Genomic DNA, 22658 nt, shown 5'->3' on the forward strand with positions numbered 1-22658 from the left:
GTGGGCATTCACGCCAGAAAGAGGGACAATGACGGCATAAACACCCGCAGGCCGCCACCTGACCTGCCCCTTCCCGAAGGGGCCCTGCCATGACCACGCCCGGCACCCCTCCCCCACCGCCCCAATGGGGGCAACGGCCACCAGAACCGCCGCCGCAGCCGCTCCGCAACGGCCTCGGCGTCGCGTCCCTGGTGCTCGGCATCATCGGGGTGCTGTGCGGTTTGATCCCGCTGCTGTTCTGGGCCGCCGGCGTCCTCGCCGTCCTGGCGCTGGTCTTCGGGTGCGTCGGAATCGGGCGCGCCCGCAAGGGACAGGCGGACAACAAGGGCGTGGCGATCTGGGGCACGTCGCTCGGCGCGGTCGCCGCGATCCTCGCGGTGGTCGGGCTCGCCATCACGGTCACGGTGGTCAACGACACGGTGGACGATCTGCACAGTACGGGCGGCAAGAAGGAGTCCTCCACGGCAAGAGGGCCCGACTCCGATGCGCTGCGGTTCGGGGAGGCGTTCGCGTACGACGACGGCGTGAAGGTGACCGTCGCGAAGCCCTCTCCCTACCGGCCCGGCCCCTACGCGGTCGGGCACGCCGACGGCAACAAGGCCCTGACCGTCAAGATCACCGTGGTCAACGGCTCGGGGAACACCATCGACCTGGATCTGTCCACCGTGACGTTCAAGGACGCCGACGGCGCACAGGGCGAGATGATCTTCTCCGGCGACATGCCGAGGGAGCTGGGCGGCAAACTGCAGCCCGGCGAGCGGTCCACCGCCACGTACGCGGTGAGTCTTCCCTCCGACGCGGCGTCGGTCCTGGAGGTCCAGGTCGAGCCGGGCCTGCTCGCGTACGACAGCGAGAGTTGGTCCGGGCCCGTTAGGTGAGATCACCGACAGGCCATCGCGTCGCTCTGACGATTACACTGATTCCGTGCCTCAACTACGCCTCGCTCTGAATCAGATCGACTCGACCGTCGGCGATCTCGCCGGGAACGCCGAGGCGGTCGTCCGCTGGACCCGGCACTCCGCCGAGCAGGGGGCGCATCTCGTCGCGTTCCCCGAGATGGTGCTGACCGGGTATCCCGTCGAGGACCTCGCTCTGCGTTCGTCCTTCGTCCAGGCCTCGCGGGACGCGCTGCGCGCGCTCGCCGTGCGGCTGAGAGACGAGGGGTTCGGGGAGCTGCCGGTCGTCGTCGGCTATCTCGACCGTACCGAGGAGGCCAAGCCCAAGTTCGGCCAGCCCGCGGGGGCCCCGCGCAACGCGGGCGCCGTGCTGTACCGCGGCGAGGCCGTCCTGACCTACTCCAAGCACCACCTCCCCAACTACGGCGTCTTCGACGAGTTCCGCTACTTCGTGCCGGGCGAGACGCTGCCGGTCGTGCGCGTGCACGGCGTGGACGTCGCGCTCGCCATCTGCGAGGACCTCTGGCAGGACGGCGGCCGCGTGCCGGCGACGCGCAGTGCGGGGGCGGGGCTGCTGCTCTCCATCAACGCGTCGCCGTACGAGCAGAACAAGGACGACCAGCGGCTCGAGCTCGTGCGCAAGCGTGCGCAGGAGGCCGGCTGCACCACCGCCTATCTCGCGATGATCGGCGGGCAGGACGAGCTGGTCTTCGACGGGGACTCGATCGTCGTCGACAAGGACGGCGAAGTCATCGCGCGGGCCCCGCAGTTCGCCGAGGGCTGCATCGTGCTGGACCTGGAGCTGCCGGCCGCCGCGCCCGTGCCGCCGTCCGGCGTCGTGGACGACGGGCTGCGCATCGAGCACGTGACGCTGTCGCAGGAGCCGCTTCCCGCGTACGAGGGCGAGCTGACCGGCGGGTACGCCGAGCGGCTCGACGACGACGAGGAGGTGTACTCGGCGCTGGTCGTGGGCCTGCGCGCGTACGCCGCGAAGAACGGTTTCAGCAGCGTCCTCATCGGGCTCTCCGGCGGCATCGACTCCGCGCTCACCGCCGCCATCGCCTGCGACGCGCTCGGCGCGCAGAACGTGTACGGCGTCGCCATGCCGTCCCGTTACTCCTCGGAGCACTCCATCGGCGACGCGGAGGAGCTGGCGCGGCGCACCGGGCTGAACTTCCGCACCGTGCCGATCGCGCCGATGTTCGACGCGTACATGGGCTCGCTCGGGCTCACCGGTCTCGCCGAGGAGAACCTCCAGTCGCGGCTGCGCGGCACGATGCTGATGGCGCTCTCCAACCAGGAGGGCCACATCGTGCTCGCGCCGGGCAACAAGTCCGAGCTGGCCGTCGGCTACTCGACGCTCTACGGCGACTCCGTCGGCGCGTACGGCCCCATCAAGGACGTCTACAAGACGGCGATCTTCCGGCTCGCCAAGTGGCGCAACCGTGCGGCCGAGGAGCGCGGGCAGACGCCGCCGATCCCGGAGAACTCCATCAGCAAGCCGCCGAGCGCCGAGCTGCGCCCGGACCAGGTCGACACGGACTCGCTCCCCGACTACCCGGTCCTCGACGCGATCCTGGAGCTCTACGTCGACCGTGACCAGGGCGCCGACAGGATCGTGGCCGCGGGCTACGACCGTGAGCTGGTCACCAAGACGCTGCGGATGGTGGACACCGCGGAGTACAAGCGGCGGCAGTACCCGCCGGGGACGAAGATCTCGGCGAAGGGCTTCGGCAAGGACCGCCGTCTCCCGATCACGAACCGCTGGCGGGAGTCCGCCTCCGGCTGAGGGGGCGGTGTTCCGGGCCGCCGCTTCGTGGCGGCCCAGAACACCCATCCGTTTTCCCGGCACCGCACGGAGCTGTAGGGCACGCGTGCGCGGGCGAGCCGGTCAGGAGCGGGCCGGTTCGCGGTGCTCGGGCGTCGACGACGCCACCAACCGCTCCGCACCCCGCACGGGCCCCCTCCGCAGGTCCACCGCGTACGCCAGGCCCGCCACCGCGAGGCCGAGCACCGCGAGAACCGCGCCGGTCACCGCGGGCGACGTCGTGCCGAAGCCCGCCGCCAGCGCGAGGCCGCCGATCCACGCGCCGCCCGCATTGGCGAGGTTGAAGGCGCCCTGGTTGGCGGAGGAGGCCAGCGACGGCGCGGCCGCCGCCTTCTCCATGACCATGAGCTGCAGCGGCGAGCCCGTCGTGAACGCCGCCATCCCGAGCAGCACGACGCCGAGCGCGGCGCTCCACGCCGCGGTCATGAGCAGCGGGAAGAAGCCAAGGACCACGGCGAGCGAGATGAGCCCGCCGAAGAGCGTGCCGCGCAGGGAGCGGTCCGCGAGACGGCCGCCCAGGAGGTTGCCCGCGGTCGCGCCGACGCCGAACAGGGCGAGGAGGAGGGTGACGCTGGACTCGGCGTAGCCGGCCGTGTCGGTCAGCATCGGCGTGATGTAGCTGTACGCGGAGAACAGCGCTCCGAAGCCCGCGACGGTCGTGCCGAGCGCCAGCCAGACCGGGACGCTGCGCAGCGCCCTGAGTTCGCCGCGCAGTCCTGCCGCGTCGCCGTGGGCATGGTCGGCGGGGACCAGGAGGGCGAGCGCGGCGATGGCCGCGAGCCCGATGGCGCTCACCGCGAGGAACGTGGCGCGCCAGCCGAGCTGCTGTCCCATCGCGGTGGCGACCGGCACGCCCACGATGTTGGCGACGGTCAGGCCGAGGAACATCAGGGAGACCGAGCGGGCCTTTCGCTCGGGCGCGACGAGCCCGGTGGCGACCACCGCGCCGACGCCGAAGAACGCGCCGTGCGGCAGTCCGCTGAGGAAGCGCGCGGCCATGAGCAGGTGGTAGTCGGGGGCTGCCGCCGAGAGTGCGTTGCCGACGACGAACAGGACCATGAGGCCGATGAGGACGCGGCGGCGCGGGAGCTTCGCGGTGACGGCGGCGAGCAGCGGGGCTCCGATGACGACGCCGAGCGCGTACGCGGAGACGAGGTGTCCGGCGACCGGGATGGATATGTCCAGGTCGTCGGCGACGTTGGGCAGCAGGCCCATCATCACGAACTCGGTCGTGCCGATGCCGAAGGCGCCCACGGCGAGGGCGAGCAGGGCCAGGGGCATGAAGAAGTACCTTCCACGGATGCGGGGGCAGTGGGGGGAGGGTGTGGGGCGGGGAGAGGGTGTGGAGCGGGGGGATACGGAGAACCCGTAAGTTTACTTGCGGAACAAAGCCGCGCCCGCCACGTATTCCGTCCCCGCCTATGTCGTCCCCGCGTATTCCGCCCCCGTGCCCTTACCGCTTCACGACGAGAGGTCGACCCGTGCCGCGATCGGCAGGTGGTCGCTGCCCGTCTCCGGCAGCGTCCAGGAGGAGACCGGCTCGACGCCCTTGACCATGATCTGGTCGATGCGCGCCATCGGGAACGACGCGGGCCAGCTGAAACCGAAGCCGTCGCCCGCAGCGCCCTGCGTGGACCGCAGCTGCGAGGTGACGGCGTTCAGCGCGCGGTCGTTCATCGTGCCGTTGAGGTCGCCGAGCAGGACGACCTTGCCGATCTTCTCGTCGGCGATGGCCTCGCCGAGGGCGTCGGCGCTGTTGTCCCGCTGGTTGGCGGTGAAGCCCGCGTCGAGCTTCACGCGCACCGACGGCAGGTGCGCGACGTGGACGGCGACCTCGCCCTTCGGCGTCGTCACGGTCGTGCGCATCGCGCGGACCCAGCCGAGCTTGATGTCGACGGGCCGGGTGTCGGACAGCGGGTACTTGCTCCAGAGGCCGACGGTGCCCTTGACCGCGTGGTACTTGTACGTGCCGGCCAGCGCCTTCTCGTACACGGGCACCGCGGACGGGGTGAGCTCCTCCAGGGCGAGGATGTCCGCGCCGGAGGCGGCGACGTCCTTGGCGGTGCCCGTCGGGTCGGCGTTGTCCGCGTTGACGTTGTGTGTGGCGACGGTGAGGTCGCCGCCGGTGCCCGACTTGCCGGTGATCAGGCCGCCGAACGAGTCGACCCAGATGATCACCGGAAGCAGCAGCGCGATCAGCGCGGTGGCGGACTTGCGGACCACCGCGATGACCAGCAGCACCGGGATGAAGAGGCCGAGCCAGGGCAGGAACGTCTCCGTCAGGGAGCCGAGGTTGCCCACGTTGTTGGGGATCTGCGCGTGGAACAGCATCACCAGCGCGAGGAAGACGGCCACACCGGCCGTGACCAGGCCGCGCCGCCAGATGCCCGGGTCGCCCCGCCAGCCGTCGAGCAGGCGTCGGAACCGGGTCCCCGGACGCTCGGGGCCCGAGCCGCCGCTGCCCGTCTCCGTCATGTACGCCTGCGCCATGCTCTCGTCGCCTCACTGCTGCCGTGCACACCGTCTGTCCCGCCCAGGAAACCCTAGGCGATGATCCGGTGTCGTCCCTGCCGTCCACGACGGCCGTACAGGCACCAGGACGAACAGTGCGCCGCGACGGGTTCCTGAACAGCGGCGCAGAGCGGCCTCTGTGACGAAATGCGCATAACCGCGGGTCAGCGTTGCGGGGGCCGCAGTCCCTCCAGGACCGTGTCGACGATCCGTTCGGCGAGATGGTCGTCGAGCGGTGCGCCGGGACGCAGGATCGTGCGCAGCAGCATGGGTCCGACGAAGAGGTCGTTGGCCATCTCCAGGTCGATGTCCGCGCGCAGCTCGCCGTCCTCGACACCCCGCCGCAGCACGTCGACGATGATGCGGCGGCGGGGCGCGACGACCGTCTCCTGGTACGCCTCGGCGAGCTTGGGCAGGGTCTTCATCTGGGCGAAGACGTTGTGCAGCAGGGCCGAGGAGCGCATGGTCAGGCCGCGGCGGCGCAGGCTCTCCAGGACGCAGACGAGGTCGTCGCGCATCGAGGTGCCGGGCCGTTCCAGGTCGGGCTCCTCGAAGGCGCGCAGGACGTCGACGAAGAGGGCTTCCTTGCCGTCCCAGCGCCGGTAGATGGTGGCCTTGCCGACGCCCGCGGTGCGGGCGATCCGTTCGATGGAGAGCTCGGTGAGGGAGACGCCGTCCTCCAGGAGCCGTACGACTCCCTCGATGATCGCCTGCTCGACGGCCTCGCTCCTGGGCCGCCCCCGGCCGCCCTTGGAGAGGGGCGCCACGCCGGCGAAGTCACCGCCTTCCGCGGCGTCACCGCTGTCCGCGACGCCACCGCCGCTCGTGACACTCGCGCCCTTGTGGACCACGTCGTCCCTCCCTCTCTGCCCGCGGGCGGCCGGGGCCCGGCCGCCCGGCCGATTCTCCCTCAGCGCCCGGCGGCCCCCACCGGCTCACCCGTCTCCTCGACCGGGTCCGCCTCCGGCGGCGTGCGGCCCGGCAGGAAGAGGAAGACGACCAGCGCGCCGAGCACGGCGACGCCCGCGCCGCACAGCGCCGTGACGTGCATGGCGTGCAGGAAGGAGTCGTTGGCCGCGGAGACCAGGGGCTCGCCCTTGGGGCCGAGCTTCGCGGCGACGCCGAGGGTCGCCTCGATGGACTCGCCCGCGGTGTGCCGCGCCCCTTCGGGCAGCAGGGTCAGCTTGTCCTCGACGCCGTTGCGGTACGCCGTGGACAGCACGGAGCCGAGGACCGCGATACCGAGGGCGCCGCCGACCTGCCGGAACGTGTTGCTGAGCGCGGACGCGGAGCCGGCCTTCTCGCGCGGCAGGGCCTGCATGATGACGACGCTGGTGGGCGTCATGATGTGCGCCATGCCGGTGCCCATCAGGAAGAACACGACTTCCAGGAACCAGATCGGCGTGTCGGCGTCGAGGAGGGTGAAGGCCGCGAGGGTCGCCGTCAGGAGGAGCAGTCCGCCCGTGCACACGGCCCGTACGCCGAAGCGGTCGACGACGAGCCGGGCGCGCGGCGCGAAGATCAGCTGGGCCACGGCGAGCGGCAGCATCAGCAGACCCGTCTGCAGCGGCGAGTAGCCCCGCACGCTCTGGGTGTAGAAGACGGAGAAGAAGGTGACGCCCATCAGCGCGAAGAAGACGAGCGCGATGGCGCTGATCGCCGCGGAGAACACCCGGTTCTTGAAGTACGTGATGTCGATGGAGGGGTGGTCGCTGCGCTTCTCGTACAGCACGAACGCGACCAGCACGGCGAGGCCCGCGCCGACCGTGCCGAGGACGGCCGGATCGGTGAAGTCGGCGAGCTGGCCGCCCTTGATGATGCCGTAGACGAGGAGCACCAGGCCGACGACGGAGAGCGCGACGCCGAAGAGGTCGATGCGGCCGGGCGCGGGGTCGCGGGAGTCGGGCACCAGCCAGACCATCAGCGCCAGGGCGACGATCACGATCGGTACGTTGATCAGGAAGACCGAGCCCCACCAGAAGTGGTCGAGCAGCACGCCGCCGGTGATGGGCCCGATGGCGATGGCGAGGCCGACGCCGCCGGCCCAGATGCCGATGGCCTTGGGCTGTTCGTCGCGTTCGAAGACGTTCATGAGGACGGCGAGGGTCGCCGGCATCACGAAGGCCGCGCCGAGGCCCATGACGGCCCGGAAGGCGATGAGCTGGAGCGGCGAGCCGGACATGGCGGCGAGCGCCGAGCCGATGCCGAAGACGACGAGGCCGCCGAGCAGGACTTTCTTCCGGCCGAGCCGGTCGCCGAGCAGGCCCGCCGTGAAGAGGAGGCCCGCGAAGACGAGCGTGTAGGCGTTGATCGCCCATTCCAGCTCGCTCTGGGTGGCGCCGAGGCCGGTCGGTGCGGGGGTGGAGATCGTCTTGATGGCGACGTTCAGGATCGAGTTGTCGAGGACGACGATCAGCAGGCTGAGCATCAGCACCCCGAGGATCGCCCACCGGCGCCGGTGGACGGCTTCCGGTACGCGGGACGGGGTGGGCATGGCAGGGGAGGACATGGAACCAGCGTAGAGCAATTTCGATACGAGACCGTCTCGTATCGAAAGTATGGGACATCCTTGCCGAACGGTAGAGACACGCTTTACCCGACGGCGTCACAGAGCACCGCACTAGCCCCGGAGCGGCACGTGGTGTCACCATGGAGGGGATCCGGGGACGCCGTCAGGGCGCCTCGAGATGACAGAAGGAGCCGTTGCGATGACGCAGCTTTCGGCTGCCCAGAAGAGCGCCGACGCCCCGCGGAACCCCGACAGCAGCAAGGCGCTGTACGGCGGCAAGGGCACCCGGCGCATCACTGTGCGCGACATCACCGCCGCCAAGGAGCGCGGCGAGAAGTGGCCCATGCTGACCGCCTACGACGCGATGACCGCGTCCGTCTTCGACGAGGCGGGCATCCCCGTCATGCTCGTCGGCGACTCGGCGGGCAACTGCCACCTCGGGTACGAGACGACCGTGCCCGTCACCCTCGACGAGATGACCATGCTGTCCGCCGCGGTCGTACGGGGCACGAGCCGCGCCCTGATCGTCGGCGACCTGCCGTTCGGCTCGTACCAGGAGGGCCCCGTCCAGGCGCTCCGGTCGGCGACCCGCCTGGTGAAGGAGGCGGGCGTCGGCGCGGTGAAGCTGGAGGGCGGCGAACGCTCCCTGGCCCAGACGGAGTTGCTGGTGCAGTCCGGCATCCCCGTCATGTCCCACCTCGGCCTGACCCCGCAGTCCGTGAACACCATGGGGTACCGCGTGCAGGGCCGCGGCGACGAGGCGGCCCACCGGCTCCTCAACGACGCCAAGGCCGCGCAGGACGCGGGCGCGTTCGCGGTCGTCCTGGAACTGGTCCCGGCGGAGCTCGCGGCCGAGGTCACCCGGTCCCTGCACATCCCGACCGTCGGGATCGGCGCGGGCTCCGACTGCGACGCCCAAGTCCTCGTCTGGACGGACATGATGGGCCTGACCGGCGGGAAGATGCCGCGCTTCGTGAAGAAGTACGCGGAGCTGCGCGGCGCCATGGCCGGCGCGGCGAAGGCGTTCGCCGAGGACGTCGTCGGCGGCGCGTTCCCCGCACCCGAGCACGCGGTCCACTGATGACCGCCTGAGTCCATCGCGGCACCACGGCAGCCCGCCGAACTTCCCCCGTCGGCGGGCTGCCGCTTTCCCGTGCGCCGCCCGGTCCGCTCTCCTGTCCGCCGGGCGTCAGGCGTCTGTCGGTCGGCTGTCGGTGGTTTGTCGGTGGCCTCTGACACCTTGGGGGCATGAAGCGAATCGACATGAACCCCGGCGGCGCAGGGAGCGCGGTCACCGTAAGGGGACTGGTCAAGCACTACGGCGAGACCAAAGCACTGGACGGCGTGGATCTCGACGTGCGCGAGGGCACCGTCCTCGGCGTCCTCGGCCCCAACGGCGCAGGCAAGACGACCCTGGTGCGCTGCCTCTCCACCCTCATCACCCCGGACGCGGGCTCCGCGCTGGTCGCCGGGTACGACGTGGTGCGTCAGCCCCGCCAGCTCCGCCGCGTCATCGGCCTCACCGGGCAGTACGCGGCGGTGGACGAGAAGCTGTCCGGCCGCGAGAACCTCTACATGATCGGGCGACTGCTCGACCTGTCCCGCAAGGAGGCCAGGTCACGCGCCGACGGTCTCCTCGAACGGTTCTCGCTCACCGAGGCGGCCAAGCGCCCCGCCAGCACGTACTCCGGCGGTATGCGCCGCCGCCTCGACCTCGCCGCGTCGATGATCGGCAGTCCGTCCGTGCTCTACCTGGACGAGCCGACGACCGGCCTCGACCCCCGCACCCGCAACGAGGTGTGGGGCGAGGTCAAGCGGATGGTCGGCGACGGCGTGACCGTGCTGCTCACCACCCAGTACATGGAGGAGGCCGAGCAGCTGGCCTCCGAGCTGACGGTCATCGACCGCGGCAAGGTCATCGCCAACGGCGGCATCGACGAGCTGAAGGCGAAGGTCGGCGGCCGGACCCTGCGCGTCCGCCCCGCCGACCCGCTGGAGCTCGGCCCGCTCGCGAATGCCCTCGACGACCTGGGCCTGACCGGTCTCGCCACCACGACGGTGGACACCGAGTCCGGCACGGTCCTCGTCCCGATCCTCAGCGACGAGCAGCTGACCGCCGTCGTCGGCGCGGTCACCGCGCGCGGCATCACCATCGGCTCGATAGCCACCGAACTGCCCAGCCTGGACGAGGTGTTCCTGTCCATCACCGGCCAGAAGGCCAGTGCACCGCAGGACGCCCGCCCCACGGAACTCGAGGAGGTCGCCGTATGAGCGCCACCACACTCACGGCCGCCCCCCTCAAGAAGGACGAGGCGGACGCCCGCATCGGCCTGCGCGGCCACGTCCGGCACACCGGCGCGCTGGTCCGCCGCAATCTCCTGTGGATCCGGCAGGACCCGGAGTCGATGTTCGACGCGGTCCTGATGCCGATCGTCTTCACGCTCCTGTTCGTGTACGTCTTCGGCGGCTCCATCGGGCAGGCGCTGGGCGGCGGTCAGGACCAGTACGTGCAGTACGTGGTGCCCGGCATGATGGCGATGATGAGCATGAACATCGCCATGGCCGTCGGCACCGGCTTCAACCAGGACTTCCAGAACGGCATCATGGACCGCTTCCGGACCCTGCCGATCGGCCAGGGATCGGTGCTCTTCGCCAAGATCGTGGTGGAGCTGATGCGGCTGCTCATCGCGACGACGATCATGATGATCGTCGGTGTCCTGGTGGGCTTCGACATCACCAACTGGGGCGGCCTGTTCGCCGCGGTCGGCCTCTCCGCCCTCTTCGGCACGTCCATCATGTGGATCTTCCTGGTCCTCGGTGTCTCCATGAAGAGCGCCCAGTCCGTGCAGGCGATGGGTTTCCTGGTCCTGATGCCGCTGCAGTTCGGCTCGTCGATCTTCGCGCCGACCCAGTCCATGCCGGGCTGGCTGCAGGGCTTCACCGACTACAACCCGCTGTCCGCGCTCGCGGACTCCGCCCGCGGTCTGATGGTCGGCGGCCCCGTGGCCCACGACCTGTGGGTGACGGTGGGCTGGTCGGTGGCGCTCACGGTGGTCATGGCACCCATCGCGATCCACAAGTTCCGTACGAAGAACTGATCACGGATCACCGGTCTCACGGATCACCGGGGCGTTTGCGCCCATGCGGCGCACAGGGCGGCGGCCTCTTCGAGGGAGAGGCCGCCGCCCTTGGCGTACGCCGCCTCGTACGGGCCGTCCCCGAGCGCGGCCCTGCACCGCTCCTCCGCGCCCTCGCGGATCTCCCGCTCCATCGTGTTCGCGAAGTGCCCGGACGGCAGTTCGCCGTCGGCGACGGCCAGGAGCCGCGCGGCGTCGTGCGCGCGACCGCCGTCGTCGTCCGACGCCAGCGCCATCGCGACGATCGCCAGATGGACGGCCACCATGTGCGGGGCGACGATCCGCGACAGCGGGTCGAGGGCCTTCGCGAAGGCCTCGCACGCCCCCGTCAGACTCTCGGCGTGCCGCCCGTCCAACGCGTCCAGCCACGCCGTGATGCCGAGCACGGAACTGTCGAAGACCGCGTATCCGATGCCGCTGAACTCAAGGCGGAGAAGCCGCAGTTGATCGCGCGCCTCGTCGAGACGGCGGCTGCGGCCGAGCGCGAGGGCGAGGAAGAGCCGGGCGGCGGGGACGGCGTCGCCCGTGCGGTGCCGGCCCGGGTTGTCGAGGACCTCCCGCAGCAGCGCCTCGCCCCGCTCGAAGAGGTCCCGCCGCTCCGGCGAGTCGGTGAGGATCGAGCCGAGCCGGGCCTTGAGCAGCGCCACCTGATTCTGCGCGTCGAGCCGCGTGGCGTACTCGACGGCGGCTTCGTAGTCCTCCGCGGCCGCCGCGAACTCGCCGCGCCGCTCCCGGGACTCGCCCCGCGCGGCGAGCGCCTCGGCGACGCCCCACACGTCGCCGATCCGCCGGAACGCCCGCAGCGCCTCGTCCGCGTCACGCAGTGCGTCGCCCGCCCAGTCGCTGCGGTTGGCGAGGATGTTGGCCCGCGTCTGGAGGGCGGCGGCGAGCTCCCACTCGTACCCGAACGCACGGCAGGCGGAGACCGTCTCGTCGAGGGTGACCCGCAGCGCCTCCATGCCACCGCCGAGCAGCACGGCGAAGAACCACAGGTTGCCGGGTGTCCGGCAGGTCTGCGGGAGGCCGGGACGGTACGCGCGCCGGACGCCCTCCAGCTTCGACGCCGCCTCCGGCGACTGCCAGTCCACCAGGTCCATCTCCATGCAGGAGACGAGGAGCAGATGCACCTCGCGGCGGGCCTCCGCGAGGACCTCGGGGCGCATCGGCGGGGGCGCCTCCGTGCACGACTCGTACAGCGCCGGGGCGGGCTCCACGGGCGGGGCGAACGGGTCGGGGCCGAGGGCGGCGACGTCGCGGGACCAGTTGCGGGTCTCCAGGCGCAGGCCGCGGATCTGCCAGAACCAGGACAGGGACAGGACGAGGCAGAGCGCCTCCTGTTCGTCCCGTGCGGCGACCGCGTGGCGCAGGGCGGTGCGCAGGTTCTCGTACTCGGCCTCCAGACGCTCCACGGCGGCGAGCTGCCCGCGGCCCCGGAGCTCGGGGTCGGTGGTCCGGGCGACCTCGCGGTAGTGCACGAGGTGCGCCCGCTCGGCGGCGGCCCGGTCCCCCGACTCGTCGAGCCGCTCCCCCGCGTACTCCGCGACGGTTTCGAGGAGCCGGTAGCGCATGCCGCCGTCGGCGAGCGGTGCGGGGGCGGCGACGACGAGGGACTTGTCGACGAGGGAACCGAGCAGGTTCGCGACATCGGGCGTGCTTCCGGGGGCCGCGCACACCTCCTCCGCCGCGGTCAGGTCGCAGCCGCCCGCGAAGACCGAGAGGCGCCGCAGGACCGTACGTTCGGCCTCGTCGAGGAGGTCCCAGGACCAGTCGACGACGGCCCGCAGGGTCTGCTGACGGGGCAGGACCGTGCGGGCGCCGCTGGTGAGCAGCCGGAAACGGTCGTCGAGGCGGTCGGCGATCTGGCGTGGGCCGAGCATCCGAAGGCGGGCCGCGGCCAGTTCGATGGCGAGCGGCAGGCCGTCGAGGCGGCGGCAGATCTCGGCTGCGGCCGCCGGGTCCGCCTCGACGGTGAAGCCAGGACGGGCGGCGGCGCCGCGCTCGGCGAACAGGCGCAGCGCGACGGGTTCGGGCAACGGCTCGACGGGCCGCAGCAACTCGCCCGGTACGCCGAGGGGTTCACGGCTCGTGGCGAGCACCGTCACCCCGGGGCAGCGGGCGAGGAGTTCGTCGGCGAGGCGGGCGGCGGCCTCGACGACGTGCTCGCAGTTGTCGAGGACGATCAGCATGCGGCGCGTGTCGCAGTGCTCGACGAGCCGGGCGACGGGATCCTTGCCCTGCCGCTCCGTCATGGCCCGCATCTCCTCGGCGCCGGCACCGCGCAGCACGGTCTCGCGGGCGCCGAGGGCGGTGAGGACGGCGGCGGGGACGTCCGCGGGGTCCTCGACCGGGGCGAGCTCGGCCAGCCACACGCCGTCGGGGTGGTCTCCCGCGACGGCCTCGGCCGCCTCCTGCGACAGCCGTGTCTTTCCGGCGCCGCCGGGGCCGAGGAGCGTCACGAGCCGCGCGCCGCCGAGGTCGCCGCGGAGCGCGTCGATGTCGGCCTCGCGCCCGACGAAGGAGGTGAGGCGGGCCCGGAGGTTTCCGGGGGCGCGGTCGCGGGCGGTGAAGGGGGCGGGGACCCGGGAGGCGGGTGGCTCGCTCAGCAACTCCTCGTTCAGGGCGCGGAGTTCGGGCCCCGGATCCGCGCCGAGCCGGTCCGCGATGGTGCGCCGCACGTCTTCGTACGCCGAGAGCGCCTCCGCCGCGCGGCCCGTGTCGCGGAGGGCGCGCAGCCGCAGGACCTGCATCGGTTCGTCCAGGGGGTAGGTGTCGCAGAGCTCGGCGAGCTCGGGCAGGACCCGCCCGGCGTCCCCCAGGGCGAGGGCCGCGGTCATCCTGGCGCGGCGGGCGTCGAGGTGGCGGGCCTGCCAGCGGGCGGCGTCCGCGGTGCGTTCGGGGAGGTCGGCGAGGGGGTCGCCGGTCCACAGGGCGAGCGCGTCGTCCAGGGCGGTGGCGGCCTTCGCCGCGTCGCCGTCCGCGAGGGCGCGGGTGCCGTCGGCGACGAGGCGGTCGAAGCGGAAGACGTCGATGTCGTCGGGGTGGGCGTGGAGGCGGTAGCCGCCGTCCGCCGAGGCGACGGCGTCCGCGCCGAGCGCTCTGCGGAGCCGGGCCACGAGCGCCTGCAGCGCGCCGGTCGCGTCCGCGGGGGAATCGTCGCCCGTCCATACGTCGTCGACGAGGGTCTGGGCGGGGACGAGAGCGCCGGGGCGGAGGGCGAGGGCGGTGAGGAGGGCGCGGAGGCGGGCGCCGCCGACGGGAACGGGGGTTCCGTCGGGGCGGGTGGCTCTGGTCGTCCCCAGCACGCGGTATCGCACCGGACCATTCTCCCTGACCCCCGGTGGGGGCGTTTCGAGCCCGCCGGATCACTCCCACCCGCCCGTTCACCCCGCACCGTCCAGCGCGCGCAGGGGCCCGCCCGCTTCGCGGCGGATCGCTCCCACCCGCCCGTTCGCCCTGCGGCGTCCCGTGAGAGTAGGGGCCTGTTGCAGGTTGCCTCTTATTCCACCTCCAGCTCCATCAGCACCCCCGTCTCCTCCCTCCGCAGCTTCGCTCCCGCCGCCGCCCGCCCCACGTGCTCGAACCGCTTCGGGCAGCTGTCCACCGGGCGGAGGGTCCGCTTTCCCGGGACCAGGTTCTCCTCCGAGTAGGCCTGGCCGACCACGTGGATGCCGCGGACCACGCCCTTCGTGCGCGGCCACTCGCCGCCGTGCCGTTCCACCGTCAACAGGCCCTTCAGGCGCAGTCGTGGGGGCCAGTCGCCGGAGCCCGTCCACGGCACCGTGACTCCGCCCGAGCACACCACCGGGCCGCCGCCCGCCGACTCCACCGGGCCCTCGATCTCGGTGAGTTCCGCCGCCCACTCGCGTTCGGGCACTGTCGTGTCGACGAGCAGTTGCCACGTCACCTCGTCGCCCACCGAGAAGGGGTCACCGCAGCACTCCAGCTGCCAGTCCTGGTACATCACGTTCCATACGGTCATGTCCCCAGCCTCCCCGGAACCCGGCGCGGCGTGCGAGACGTTTTCGGTACGGTCGGCACGCCCGGCCGACGCCGCCAGATCCCAGGAGCACCGCCCCATGACCACCGCCCCCATCCGCCGCACCGACCGGCGGATCAGCCCCGTCTTCCTGGGGATCGCCGCCGTCACGGCGGTCTCCGGCTGGGCCGCCTGGACCGGTTTCGCCGACAATCCCGGGCTCGCCGTCTTCCTCTTCGTGACGGCCGCGTGGATCGTCTCGCTCTGCCTGCACGAGTACGCGCACGCGCGCACCGCCCTGCACAGCGGTGACATCACCATCGGCGCGAAGGGCTATCTGACCCTCAATCCGCTGAAGTACACGCACGCCCTGCTCAGCATCGTGCTGCCCGTGCTGTTCGTGATCATGGGCGGTATCGGCCTGCCCGGAGGCGCCGTCTTCATCGAGCGGGGCCGCATCCGGGGCCGCTGGCGGCACAGCCTCATCTCGGCGGCGGGTCCGCTGACGAACGTGCTGTTCGCCGTCGTCTGCACGGCGCCGTTCTGGCTGGACGCCCTGGACGGCGTCCCGGACACGTTCCGGTACGCGCTCGGGTTCCTCGCCCTGCTCCAGGTGACCGCCGCGATCCTGAACTTCCTGCCCGTCCCGGGCCTTGACGGGTACGGCGTCATCGAACCGTGGCTGTCCCACAGGATCCGCCGCCAGGTGGAGCCGTTCGCCCCGTTCGGGCTGATCGCGGTCTTCGTCGTCCTGTGGATCCCGGAGGTCAACCGCGCCTTCTTCGACGCGGTCGACGCGGTCCTGCGCGCCCTGGGCGTCACCGAGTGGGACACCTACTGGGGGCACGAGCTGTACCGCTTCTGGGAAGGGTCCCAGGAGATCCCGGGGGTCTCCGGGAGCTGATCCCTGCGCCCTCGTACACCTACGCCTGCGTCCGCGCCCGCTGCGCGTCCCGCTCCGCCTTGGCCCGCCGCAGGTAGAACCAGGCCATGTTCGACGAGAGCCCGGCGAGCAGCACCCACACGATGCCGAGCCAGCTGCCCTGCACGAAGGAGATCACGGCCGCGGCGACGGCGAGGGCGCAGACGACGAGGGCGTACACGGCGAGGCGGGGCATGGGGGTCGGCTCCTGTCGGGGAAGCGTGCTGTCGTACGCGTCCAGTGTCCCCCATGCCCCGCCCCGGCCCCGCACCCGTCCCCGTCCCCGGATGCCGCCGGCCGTCGTCGCAGCCCCTATACGTCCGTGACGCGCAGGCCCGCGTGCGCCTTGTAGCGGCGGTTCACGGAGATCAGGTTGGCGACCAGCGACTCGACCTGGTGGGCGTTGCGGAGGCGGCCCGCGAAGACGCCGCGCATGCCGGGGATGCGGGCGGCGAGCGCCTGGATCGTGTCGGTGTCCGCGCGGCTCTCGCCGAGGACCATGACGTCCGTGTCGATCTCGTCGATCTCCGGGTCCTGGAGCAGCACGGCCGACAGGTGGTGGAAGGCGGCGGTGACGCGCGCGTCGGGGAGGAGCGCGGCGGCCTGCTCGGCGGCGCTGCCCTCCTCGGGCTTGAGGGCGTAGGCACCCTTCTTGTCGAAGCCGAGCGGGTTCACGCAGTCGACGACGAGCTTGCCGCTCAGCTCCTCGCGGAGTCCTTCGAGGGTCTTGGCGTGGCCGTCCCACGGCACGGCGACGATCACGATGTCGCTGCGCCGCGCGCACTCCGCGTTGTCGGCGCCCTCGACGCCGTGGCCGAGCTCGTCCGCGGCGGCCCGCGCGCGTTCGGCGGCGCGGGAGCCGATGATCACTTTCTGGCCCGCGCGGGCGAGGCGGTAGGCGAGCCCCCGCCCCTGGTCGCCGGTGCCGCCGAGCACGCCGACGACGAGCCCGGAGACGTCGGGCAGCTCCCAGGGATCCTTGGCGGGGGCCTTCTGCACACTGTCGGTAGAGGTCATACGGCGACCTTACTCAGCCGTACGTCACGCCAGCTCCGCGACCGGTACGCGGCGGAACGTGATCGTCTCGTAGGCGCTGAAGTCCCCGGTCTCGTAGAGCAGTCCGACGGTCGCGGCGTCGAGGCGGGTGAGGTCGGAGTAGGCCGCGGGGAGGCCGTCGACCGTATGGGCGACCTGCCAGGTCGTGCCGCCGTCGGTGGAGCGGCGCACCGTCATGAGCGCGCGGAAGCCCGGGTCGGCGGGGCCGGAGAAGAGGAGCACGTCGGGGTCGCGGAGCTGGAGGACGCTGCCCTCGACGACGGGTCCCGTGAGGCCTGCCTGGGGGCGGAACGGTTTGGCCAGGGTGCGGCCGCCGTCGTGGGAGTGGGCGTCGCCGCGGGTGCCGGGGGCCGGGGAGTCGTTGCGGGTGTTGAGGTAGACGCGGCCGTCGGGGAGTTCGGCCGCGGTGGTCTCGTTCACGTTGATGTAGCCGTTGGTGTTGTCGTCGATGTAGCCGATGCGCCAGGTCGCGCCGGCGTCGTCGCTGAGCAGGCAGTGTCCGCCGTTGTACTTGCCCTCGGTGCCGTTGTCCGAGCCGGAGGGCGGCAGGGAGTGGTTGGCGGGGACCAGCACCCGGCCGGTGCTGAGCTGCACGGCGTGCCCGGGTGTCGTCGCGTACCACCGCCAGTTCGCTCTCTTGACCTGGCCGGTGATCTCACGCGGCGCGCTCCAGGTGAGGCCGTCGTCGTCGCTGTGCTGCACCCAGACGCGGCGTCCGGCGGCGGCGGAGACCTGGCCGCGGCGGATGGCGTCCTCGGTGGCCGCCGCGGCGTTCCTGACCTGGACGAGGAGGACGCGTCCGGTGTCGAGGACGACAGGGGCCGGGTTGCCCGCGAGGTCGGCGCCGTTCTCGGCGACGGTCTGGAGCGGGCCCCAGGTGCGGCCGCCGTCGGCGGAGCGCTTGAGGACGATGTCGATGTTGCCGAAGTCCGCCTGGGAGCCGACGCGGCCCTCGCAGAAGGCGAGGACGGTACCGGCGGCGCTGGTGACGACGGCGGGGATGCGGAAGCTCGCGTATCCCTCGCGGCCCGCGCGGAAGGGAACAGATGTCTCAACGGTCATCCCCCGCCCTTCCCCCGCGCGGGGGAATTCCGCGTGAACGCCCGGTGACGAGTGGCCTGTTGCCGGAGGATGCGGCGCCATGGACGCCGTACGGGTCGCGCTGCTGCGCGAAGTGCTCGCCGGGACCGAGTGGCCGGTCGCCACCCGCCGCTTCGCGGGGACGCTGCGGGCCTCCGTCGTGCCGCACGGCGGCGGGCTGCTGCTCGTGGGCACGCAGGCGTACGAGCCGTGGCACCTGGCGGCGCACCTCGTCGACGAGGCGGCCTGGTCGGGCACGCCGGAGCTGACCCCGACGCTCGTGCGGCACCGGGTCCTCGCCACGGACCCGGCCCACCTGTCGACGGGGCTCGGCCGCATCGAGGCGGCCCGGCGCGGCGAGACGCTGCTCGTCGTGGCGCCGGACGCGCCGGACACGGAGCTGCTCACGCGGGTGCACGACGCGCGGCGGGCCGGCGCGACGGTGCTCGCCCTCGACTCCGGCGACCGGGACCTGGCCGCGCTCTCGCACGAGGTCCTCGCCGTGCCCGAGACGCCGGAGCTCGACCTCGACACGGTCCAGCACCTGGTGAGCGCGGCGGCGGGCGAGAACGCGCTGCCCGAGGCGCGGGGCCGCAGACGGCTGCGCGACCGCCTCTCCCGGCTCGCCGACCAGCTGACATCACCGCCGCCGACGCGGTGGTGAGCGTGGGATGAGACCGGCGGGGGCGGAAATGAGTTGCTCGCCGCACGGGTCTGCGCAGAACATGACTCTTCGTGCCTCTCTCCGCGATACTGCCCGATCTCTCTCCCTGGCGTTCCACCCGTGACTTCCGGTTGCTGTGGGTGCAGGGGCTCGTCACCACGTTCGGCAGTTTCATGGCCCTGGTCGCCCTGCCGCTCCAGATCAAGGAACTGACGGACTCACCGGTCGCGGTCGGCGCGATGGGCGCGGTCGAGCTGGTGCCGCTGATCGTCTTCGGGCTGTACGGCGGGGCGCTCGCCGACGCCGTGGACCGGCGCAGGGTGATCCTCCTGACCGAGGCCGGCCTCGGGCTCCTCGCCGCCGTCCTCCTGGTGAACGCGCTGCTGCCCGAGCCGATGCTCTGGCCGCTGTACGTCGTGGCCGCCGGTGTCTCCGCGCTCGCCGGGCTGCAGCGGCCCGCCCTGGACTCCCTGATGGCGCGGATCGTGCCGCACGACCAGCTGACGGCGGCCGCCGCGCTGAACTCGCTGCGGTGGAACGTGGGCGCCATCGCGGCGCCGTCCCTCGCGGGCATCGTCGTCGCGTACGCGGGCCACGCCTCGGCGTACGGGGTCACGGCCGTCTGCTTCGTGCTGTCCGTCGCCCTGTGCACCCGACTCTCGCCCGCGCCCGCCGCGCACGACGCGGAGAAGCCGTCGCTGAGGGGGCTCGCGGAGGGCGCCCGGTACGCGTGGTCGCGTCCGGTGCTGCTCGGCACGTACGCGATCGACATGGCGGCGATGTTCTTCGCCTTCCCCAACACGATCTTCCCGTTCCTCGCGGACGACCTGGACGCCGAGTGGGCGCTCGGCCTGATGTACGCGGCCGGGGCGGTCGGCTCCCTCGTGTTCAGCCTCACCAGCGGATGGACGTCGCGGGTGCGGCGGCACGGGCTGCTCGTCGTGTTCGGGGCGGCGGGCTGGGGGCTCGCGATCACCGCGGCGGGCTGGTTCTCGAACGTCTGGGTGGTGCTCGTCTGCCTCGCGTTCGCGGGCGCCGGGGACATGGCGAGCGGGCTCGGGCGCTCCACGATCTGGAACCAGACGATCCCGGACGAGCTGCGCGGGCGGCTCGCCGGGATCGAGGTCCTGTCGTACAGCGTCGGCCCGCAGCTCGGTCAGGTCCGCGCGGGCACGGCGGCGGGCTGGACGGGCACGCGGCCCGCGATCTGGTCGGGCGGCCTCGCCTGCCTGGCCTCGGTCGGCATCCTGGCGGCGGTGCTGCCGAAGCTCGTCTCGTACGACGCGACGACGGATCCGGACGCGCGGCGGCGGCGGGAGCGGGACGAGGAGAGGGCTGCGGCGCGCGACGATTCCGGCACCGCTCCCGTCCGCACCACGTCCTGACGCCCGGTCCTACTCGTCCTCGCCCCGCCCCGCCTTGTCGTGCCACCTGGGGTCGGTCTCCCACTCCAGGTTGCGGTCCGCGGCGGTCTGCATCGCGTGCCGGGCCTCCTCGCGCGAGCCGTAGGGGCCCATGCGGTTCTTGCCGGGGCAGTCGGGACCCTCCTCGACCTTCCCGTGCTCCAGGCAGTAGAACCACTCGCCCGGCTTGCCGACTGTCCGCTTCTTGAACAGCGCCATGCCCCGCTCCTTCCGTCCCCGATCGGGTACCGCTCTCCGGGACCATGCTGCCCCACGACGGCTCGCTAAACTCGCTGGCATGTCTGGCCAGTCACTGCTCGTCCCGGGGGAGCTCTCTCCCCACCGTTCCGTCCCCGGCAACATCCGGCGCCCGGAGTACGTGGGGAAACCCGCGCCGACCCCGTACTCGGGACCCGAGGTGCAGACCCCCGAGACCATCGAGCTGATGCGTACCGCGGGCCGCATCGCCGCCCGCGCCATGGAAGAGGCCGCGAAGCACATCGCGCCGGGCGTGACCACCGATGAGCTGGACCGCGTCGCGCACGAGTACATGTGCGACCACGGCGCCTACCCCTCCACGCTCGGCTACCGCGGCTTCCCGAAGTCGCTGTGCAGCTCGGTCAACGAGGTCATCTGCCACGGCATCCCGGACTCGACCGTCCTGAAGGACGGCGACATCATCAACCTCGACGTGACGGCCTACATCGGCGGCGTGCACGGCGACAACAACGCCACGTACCTCGTGGGCGACGTCGACGACGAGTCCAGGCTGCTCGTCGAGCGGACCGAGGAGTCCCTCAACCGCGCCATCAAGGCCGTCAAGCCCGGCCGCCAGATCAACATCATCGGCCGGGTCATCGAGTCGTACGCCAAGCGTTTCGGGTACGGCGTGGTGCGCGACTTCACCGGCCACGGCATCAACACGTCCTTCCACTCCGGCCTGATCGTCCCGCACTACGACAGCCCGCACGCCACGACCGTCATCCAGCCCGGCATGACGTTCACGATCGAGCCGATGCTGACGCTCGGCACGCACGAGTACGACATGTGGGAGGACGGCTGGACCGTCGTCACCAAGGACAGGAAGCGGACCGCTCAGTTCGAGCACACGCTGGTGGTGACGGACACCGGGGCGGAGATCCTCACGCTGCCCTGATCCCGGCGGGCGGGTGGCGTTTTTACCGACAGGATGTCGGGAACCAATTGACTTAGGTAAGCCTAACTTGCATGATCTGCAGAGGGCGCACCGGTTCCCGCCATTCCGTCAGTCCCCGGCTCCCCTGGAGGCACCGCATGGTCATGCCGCACTCGCCGCTCACACCTTTCTCGACGGTCATCCGCACCGCGTCCCACGAGGAGCACACCGAGGCGGAGACGTCGTCCTTCATGAGCGACCTCCTCGGCGGCAGGCTCGGCGTCGACGCGTACACGCGGTACACGGAGCAGCTGTGGTTCGTGTACCGCGCCCTGGAGGACGGCGCCCGGTCGCTGCACGAGGACCCCGTCGCCGGGCCGTTCATACGGCCCGAGCTGGCCCGCGTCGGTGAACTGGAGCGCGACCTCGCGCATCTGCGGGGCACGGACTGGCGCGCGGGCCTCACCCCCCTGCCCGCCACGGAGGCGTACGCGGCCCGCGTCGAGGAATGCGCCCGCACCTGGCCCGGCGGATACGTCGCCCATCACTACACGCGCTACCTGGGCGACCTCTCCGGCGGCCAGATCATCCGCGGCAAGGCCGAGCGCACGTGGGGCTTCGCCCGCAAGGGCGACGGCGTGCGGTTCTACGTCTTCGAGGGCATCGCCAACCCCGCCGCGTTCAAGCGGGGTTACCGCGAGCTGCTCGACGGGATCGACACGGTGGTCACGGACGACCTGGAGAAGAAGCGGATCGTCGACGAGTGCAAGCGTGCTTTCGCTCTGAATACGGCGGTGTTCCGGGAGCTCGGGGACGAGTTTCCGCTGAGCGCCTGAGAGGTGGGCGACTCGGGGGCTCTGCCCCCGGGCCCCCGCTCCTCAAGCGCCGGAGGGGCTGAAATCCACTCGGCCGCCCATCTCGATCATGCCGCCCGGTCCCGGCGCCGTCAGGAGCTGTGAGCCGCGTCCTTGCGTGATGTTGAGGGCGCGGCCCAGTTCGCGGGTGAGCAGGAGCGCCGCCGCGCCCGTCGCCTCGTCCTCGTCGATGCCGTCGGCACGGCCGGGGAACGCCCGTGCGCGCACGCGGCCCGCGGCCTCGTCCTGCCAGGCCCAGGCGTAGACCCACTCCCCCGGCGGCGGTACGTCGAGCGCGTCGACCTCCGCGGCTGTCCCGTACTGTCGCAGCGTCCTCGGCGGCGCCCACTCCGCGCGTGCCGTGATCCACGTGAACTCGCCGTCCTGACGCGCCGTCACCACCCCTGCGGACGTCACCAGTTCGGGCACGTCGAGGAGCCAGGCCGCGCCGACGCAGGGGTGGCCCGCGAAGGGCAGCCGCAGGGTGGGCGTGTAGATGTCGATGACGCCGCGCTCGGGGTCGTCGACGAAGACCGTCTCGCTGAAGCCGAACTTCCCGGCCAGCGCCTGGCGGTCCTCGCGGACAGGGGTGCGGGCCCCGTCGCGCACGACACCGAGTTCGTTGCCGTGCCGACCGTCGGGCCCGCAGAAGACGCGCAGTACGTCCAGTGGTTCAGTCATCCGGGC

The 22658-nt window shown here is 71.9% G+C and carries 21 protein-coding genes; 10 read left to right on the top strand and 11 right to left on the bottom strand.

Going from position 1 to position 22658, the window contains the following annotated elements; translation table 11 throughout:
• Positions 1 to 89 precede the first annotated feature (89 nt).
• Positions 90 to 878 carry a DUF4190 domain-containing protein gene (locus DEJ47_RS10375; RefSeq protein ID WP_150167104.1) on the top strand — a complete coding sequence of 263 codons (789 nt, stop codon included), beginning with the start codon at positions 90 to 92 and terminating at the stop codon, positions 876 to 878.
• Positions 879 to 924: 46 nt separating this feature from the next.
• Positions 925 to 2685, top strand: coding sequence for an NAD+ synthase (locus DEJ47_RS10380; RefSeq protein ID WP_150167106.1), 1761 nt, complete (start codon positions 925 to 927; stop codon positions 2683 to 2685).
• 102 nt (positions 2686 to 2787) lie between these two features.
• Here DEJ47_RS10380 and DEJ47_RS10385 read toward each other — a convergent pair whose 3' ends face one another.
• The 4 genes from DEJ47_RS10385 to DEJ47_RS10400 form a co-directional block, all read right to left on the bottom strand.
• Positions 2788 to 4005, bottom strand: a complete 1218-nt coding sequence (locus tag DEJ47_RS10385; RefSeq protein ID WP_150167108.1) for an MFS transporter — start codon at positions 4003 to 4005, stop codon at positions 2788 to 2790.
• A gap of 180 nt (positions 4006 to 4185) precedes the next feature.
• On the bottom strand, positions 4186 to 5214 hold the full coding sequence (locus DEJ47_RS10390; RefSeq protein WP_150167110.1) for an endonuclease/exonuclease/phosphatase family protein: 1029 nt from the start codon (positions 5212 to 5214) through the stop codon (positions 4186 to 4188).
• A gap of 185 nt (positions 5215 to 5399) precedes the next feature.
• Positions 5400 to 6002: a TetR/AcrR family transcriptional regulator gene (locus DEJ47_RS10395; RefSeq protein ID WP_150175543.1), complete on the bottom strand. Its 603-nt coding sequence runs from the start codon at positions 6000 to 6002 to the stop codon at positions 5400 to 5402.
• A gap of 143 nt (positions 6003 to 6145) precedes the next feature.
• Entirely contained in the window at positions 6146 to 7744 is a 1599-nt protein-coding gene (locus DEJ47_RS10400; protein WP_150167112.1) for an MFS transporter, read from the bottom strand.
• 199 nt (positions 7745 to 7943) lie between these two features.
• On the opposite strand from DEJ47_RS10400, the gene panB reads away from it, so the two are divergent.
• The 3 genes from panB (at position 7944) to DEJ47_RS10415 (ending at position 10842) form a co-directional block, all read left to right on the top strand.
• Positions 7944 to 8825: a 3-methyl-2-oxobutanoate hydroxymethyltransferase gene (panB, locus tag DEJ47_RS10405; RefSeq protein WP_150167114.1), complete on the top strand. Its 882-nt coding sequence runs from the start codon at positions 7944 to 7946 to the stop codon at positions 8823 to 8825.
• A gap of 167 nt (positions 8826 to 8992) precedes the next feature.
• On the top strand, positions 8993 to 10015 hold the full coding sequence (locus tag DEJ47_RS10410) for an ATP-binding cassette domain-containing protein (RefSeq protein WP_150167116.1): 1023 nt from the start codon (positions 8993 to 8995) through the stop codon (positions 10013 to 10015).
• The gene (locus DEJ47_RS10415) at positions 10012 to 10842 is read left to right on the top strand and encodes an ABC transporter permease (protein WP_150167118.1); all 831 of its coding nucleotides are present in this window, start codon (positions 10012 to 10014) and stop codon (positions 10840 to 10842) included. The genes DEJ47_RS10410 and DEJ47_RS10415 overlap by 4 nt, the downstream gene beginning before the upstream one ends.
• A gap of 23 nt (positions 10843 to 10865) precedes the next feature.
• On the opposite strand, the gene DEJ47_RS10420 is transcribed toward DEJ47_RS10415, so the two are convergent.
• The gene (locus tag DEJ47_RS10420; protein WP_150167120.1) at positions 10866 to 14195 is read right to left on the bottom strand and encodes an ATP-binding protein; all 3330 of its coding nucleotides are present in this window, start codon (positions 14193 to 14195) and stop codon (positions 10866 to 10868) included.
• A gap of 182 nt (positions 14196 to 14377) precedes the next feature.
• Positions 14378 to 14860 carry a DUF6578 domain-containing protein gene (locus DEJ47_RS10425; protein ID WP_150167122.1) on the bottom strand — a complete coding sequence of 161 codons (483 nt, stop codon included), beginning with the start codon at positions 14858 to 14860 and terminating at the stop codon, positions 14378 to 14380.
• Between the two features lie 97 nt (positions 14861 to 14957).
• On the opposite strand from DEJ47_RS10425, the gene DEJ47_RS10430 reads away from it, so the two are divergent.
• On the top strand, positions 14958 to 15761 hold the full coding sequence (locus DEJ47_RS10430) for a site-2 protease family protein (RefSeq protein ID WP_150167124.1): 804 nt from the start codon (positions 14958 to 14960) through the stop codon (positions 15759 to 15761).
• A gap of 19 nt (positions 15762 to 15780) precedes the next feature.
• Here DEJ47_RS10430 and DEJ47_RS10435 read toward each other — a convergent pair whose 3' ends face one another.
• The 3 genes from DEJ47_RS10435 to DEJ47_RS10445 all read right to left on the bottom strand — a co-directional run bounded on the left by DEJ47_RS10435 (position 15781) and on the right by DEJ47_RS10445 (position 17897).
• The gene (locus tag DEJ47_RS10435; protein WP_150167126.1) at positions 15781 to 15975 is read right to left on the bottom strand and encodes a hypothetical protein; all 195 of its coding nucleotides are present in this window, start codon (positions 15973 to 15975) and stop codon (positions 15781 to 15783) included.
• Positions 15976 to 16091: 116 nt separating this feature from the next.
• Complete coding sequence (gene npdG / locus DEJ47_RS10440) at positions 16092 to 16796, bottom strand: NADPH-dependent F420 reductase (protein WP_150167128.1); 705 nt, start codon at positions 16794 to 16796, stop codon at positions 16092 to 16094.
• A gap of 24 nt (positions 16797 to 16820) precedes the next feature.
• Entirely contained in the window at positions 16821 to 17897 is a 1077-nt protein-coding gene (locus tag DEJ47_RS10445) for a sialidase family protein (protein WP_150167130.1), read from the bottom strand.
• A 79-nt stretch (positions 17898 to 17976) separates the two neighbouring features.
• Between DEJ47_RS10445 and DEJ47_RS10450 the strand changes: the two genes are divergently transcribed.
• On the top strand, positions 17977 to 18579 hold the full coding sequence (locus DEJ47_RS10450) for a hypothetical protein (protein WP_150167132.1): 603 nt from the start codon (positions 17977 to 17979) through the stop codon (positions 18577 to 18579).
• A 71-nt stretch (positions 18580 to 18650) separates the two neighbouring features.
• On the top strand, positions 18651 to 19964 hold the full coding sequence (locus tag DEJ47_RS10455) for an MFS transporter (protein ID WP_150167134.1): 1314 nt from the start codon (positions 18651 to 18653) through the stop codon (positions 19962 to 19964).
• A 9-nt stretch (positions 19965 to 19973) separates the two neighbouring features.
• On the opposite strand, the gene DEJ47_RS10460 is transcribed toward DEJ47_RS10455, so the two are convergent.
• Positions 19974 to 20201: a hypothetical protein gene (locus tag DEJ47_RS10460; RefSeq protein WP_150167136.1), complete on the bottom strand. Its 228-nt coding sequence runs from the start codon at positions 20199 to 20201 to the stop codon at positions 19974 to 19976.
• A gap of 79 nt (positions 20202 to 20280) precedes the next feature.
• Between DEJ47_RS10460 and map the strand changes: the two genes are divergently transcribed.
• Positions 20281 to 21138 carry a type I methionyl aminopeptidase gene (gene map, locus DEJ47_RS10465; RefSeq protein WP_150167137.1) on the top strand — a complete coding sequence of 286 codons (858 nt, stop codon included), beginning with the start codon at positions 20281 to 20283 and terminating at the stop codon, positions 21136 to 21138.
• Positions 21139 to 21281: 143 nt separating this feature from the next.
• Positions 21282 to 21953 (top strand): heme oxygenase (biliverdin-producing), encoded by a 672-nt coding sequence (locus tag DEJ47_RS10470; RefSeq protein ID WP_150175544.1) that lies wholly within the window; start codon positions 21282 to 21284, stop codon positions 21951 to 21953.
• 42 nt (positions 21954 to 21995) lie between these two features.
• On the opposite strand, the gene DEJ47_RS10475 is transcribed toward DEJ47_RS10470, so the two are convergent.
• Complete coding sequence (locus tag DEJ47_RS10475; protein WP_150167139.1) at positions 21996 to 22652, bottom strand: PhzF family phenazine biosynthesis protein; 657 nt, start codon at positions 22650 to 22652, stop codon at positions 21996 to 21998.
• Positions 22653 to 22658: the final 6 nt, after the last annotated feature.

The sequence above is a fragment of the Streptomyces venezuelae genome (assembly GCF_008642355.1).
Lineage (GTDB): Bacteria > Actinomycetota > Actinomycetes > Streptomycetales > Streptomycetaceae > Streptomyces > Streptomyces venezuelae_B.